This window comes from Marinobacter sp. PE14, assembly GCF_053566155.1.
In genome coordinates this window covers 1-2,763 of the sequence record NZ_JBQXNY010000010.1, presented here as the reverse complement: position 1 = coordinate 2,763, position 2,763 = coordinate 1, and the positions used below count along the sequence as shown (strand labels likewise).

At 60.4% G+C, this 2,763-nt stretch carries 1 protein-coding gene; it reads left to right on the top strand.

All coding sequences use genetic code 11. From position 1 onward, the window contains the following. Positions 1-2,763, top strand: a 2,763-nt coding sequence (gene carB / locus ACWJ62_RS19820) for a carbamoyl-phosphate synthase large subunit (protein WP_449287701.1), incomplete at both ends; no start/stop codon positions are given.

Genomic DNA, 2,763 nt, shown 5'->3' with positions numbered 1-2,763 from the left:
TGCCAAAACGTACCGACATCCAAAGCATCCTGATCCTGGGCGCCGGCCCCATCGTGATCGGGCAGGCGTGCGAGTTTGATTACTCCGGGGCCCAGGCCTGCAAGGCGCTGCGCGAAGAGGGTTACCGGGTTATCCTCGTTAACTCCAACCCGGCCACCATCATGACCGACCCGGTCATGGCCGATGCCACCTACATCGAGCCGATTACCTGGAAGACCGTCGAAAAGATCATCGAGAAAGAGCAGCCTGACGCCCTGCTGCCCACCATGGGCGGCCAGACCGCGCTGAACTGCGCGCTCGAGCTGGAAAAACAGGGTGTGCTGGAAAAGCATGGTGTGGAAATGATCGGCGCCAATGCCGACACCATTGATAAAGCTGAGGATCGGGACCGCTTTGATAAGGCCATGAAGAAGATTGGTCTGGAATGCCCCAAGGCCAACTTCGCCCATTCCATGGAAGAAGCCCGCAAAGTCGCTGACGAGATCGGCTTTCCCTGCATCATCCGCCCGTCCTTTACCATGGGCGGCTCCGGCGGCGGGATTGCCTACAACCGCGACGAATTCGAAGAAATCTGTACCCGGGGGCTGGATTTGTCTCCGACCAACGAGCTGCTGATCGACGAGTCTCTGATCGGCTGGAAAGAGTACGAGATGGAAGTTGTCCGGGACAAAAACGACAACTGCATCATTGTCTGCGCCATCGAGAACTTCGACGCCATGGGTGTGCACACCGGTGACTCCATCACCGTGGCGCCGGCTCAGACTCTGACCGACAAGGAATACCAGATCATGCGGAACGCCTCGTTGGCAGTCCTGCGTGAAATCGGTGTGGAAACCGGCGGCTCCAACGTGCAGTTCGGGATGAATCCGGACACCGGTCGCATGGTCGTCATCGAGATGAACCCCCGGGTGTCCCGCTCCTCGGCGCTGGCCTCCAAGGCCACCGGCTTCCCGATCGCCAAGGTCGCCGCCAAGCTGGCCGTGGGCTACACCCTGGACGAGCTACGCAACGAAATTACCGGCGGCGTCACTCCGGCCTCGTTCGAGCCGTCCATCGATTATGTGGTCACCAAGATTCCCCGGTTTACCTTCGAGAAATTCCCCCAGGCCGACGCCCGCCTGACCACCCAGATGAAATCCGTGGGTGAGGTCATGGCTATCGGCCGCACCTTCCAGGAGTCCCTGCAGAAAGCCCTGCGCGGTCTGGAAGTGGGTTCTGAGGGCTTTGATGAGAAGTTGGAAAGCCTCAGTTCCGAGGACTCGCAGGAAACCCTGATCAGCGAGCTGAACGTGCCCGGTGCCGATCGGGTCTGGTACATCGGCGACGCTTTTCGTTCTGGAATGTCCGTGGAGGATGTGTTTGCCCATACCCACGTGGATCCCTGGTACCTGGTGCAAATCGAGGATCTGATCAGGGAAGAGCAGGCGCTGAAGAGTGCCGGCAAGGCCGATATTGACCAGGCCACCCTGTTCCGCCTCAAGCGCAAAGGCTTCTCCGACGCCCGCCTAGCCAAGCTGCTGGGTATCTCCGAGGTGAGCCTGCGCAAGCTGCGCCACGACCTGGGTATCCGCCCGGTGTACAAGCGAGTGGACACCTGCGCCGCCGAATTTGCCTCTGACACCGCCTACATGTACTCCACCTATGAGGAAGAGTGCGAGTCGGACGCCAGCGATCGTGAGAAGATCGTGGTGATCGGTGGCGGCCCCAACCGGATTGGTCAGGGCATCGAATTCGACTACTGCTGTGTGCACGCGGCCCTGGCCATGCGTGAGGACGGCTATGAAACCATCATGATCAACTGCAACCCGGAGACCGTGTCCACCGATTACGACACCTCCGACCGGTTGTACTTCGAGCCGATTACCCTGGAAGACGTGCTGGAAATCATTCACGTCGAAAAGCCCAAGGGCGTGATCGTGCAGTACGGTGGCCAGACCCCGCTGAAACTGGCCCGCGGCCTGGAAGCGGCCGGCGTGCCCATCATCGGCACCAGCCCGGACGCCATCGACCGCGCCGAGGACCGGGAACGGTTCCAGCAGATGATCACCCGCCTGGGCCTGAAGCAGCCGGAAAACGCCACCGTGCGCAGTCACGAGGAAGGCATCCTGGCGGCCCGGGAAATCGGTTACCCGCTGGTTGTACGTCCCTCCTACGTTCTGGGTGGCCGTGCCATGGAAATCGTTTATGACGAGGAAGAGCTGGTGCGCTACATGCGCAACGCGGTGCTGGTCTCCAACGACAGCCCGGTTCTGCTCGACCACTTCCTGAACGCCGCCATCGAGGTAGACATCGACGCCATCTCCGACGGCAAGGATGTGGTGATTGGCGGCATCATGCAGCACATTGAGCAGGCCGGCGTGCACTCCGGTGATTCCGCCTGTTCGCTGCCGCCGTATACCCTGTCCCAGCAGGTTCAGGACGAGATGCGTGATGCCGTCAAGAAGATGGCTATCGAGCTGGATGTAATCGGCCTGATGAACGTGCAGCTGGCCTGGCAGGACGGCGAGATCTACGTGATCGAAGTAAACCCGCGGGCATCGCGTACCGTTCCGTTCGTCTCCAAGGCCATCGGTGTGTCCCTGGCCAAGGTGGCAGCCCGGGTCATGGCCGGCAAGACCCTCAAAGAGCTGGAGTTCACCCAGGAAATCATTCCGCGATACTACGCGGTAAAAGAGTCGGTGTTCCCGTTCAACAAGTTCCCGGCAGTAGATCCGATCCTGGGGCCGGAAATGAAGTCTACCGGTGAGGTCATGGGCCTGGGTG